This window comes from Mesorhizobium sp. P2_A12 (assembly GCF_056405075.1).
Genome location: NZ_JBFUCU010000101.1, coordinates 1 through 379 on the forward strand (window position 1 = coordinate 1; position 379 = coordinate 379).

The following is a 379-nucleotide window of genomic DNA, read 5'->3' on the forward strand; positions in this document are numbered from 1 at the left end:
TCATTGCCACCGCCGTCCTGCAAACTGTCGTTGCCCAGACCGCCAACCAGGACGTCACTGCCGGACCCGCCGTTCAGCGTGTCATTGTCAGCGCCGCCGTCAAGAAGATCATTGCCCGCCGAACCAGACAGCGTGTCGTTGCCACCAAGGCCGTTGATGGTGTCGGGGCCGACGCCGCCGAGCAGGGTGTCGTCACCCGAGGTACCATCGATCGTCTGGCCTGCAGGAATGCTCCCATCCGCCGGATAGGCAGGATTGAAGTTTGCGGCGATGAGGTCTGTGGGATCGGTGTTCTGGAAGCGGACTAGAGTGGCGTAGGTTTGAGCTGATGCACCGCCGTCGCGGTCGACCTGGAAGAGGGTGTCGGTGCCGTCTTGCA

The 379-nt window shown here is 62.8% G+C and carries 1 protein-coding gene; it reads right to left on the reverse strand.

Annotated features, from left to right (window positions below; translation table 11 throughout):
- Nucleotides 1-379: calcium-binding protein (locus tag AC1DZU_RS35690; protein WP_477292165.1), on the reverse strand; the 379-nt coding region annotated here is incomplete at both ends.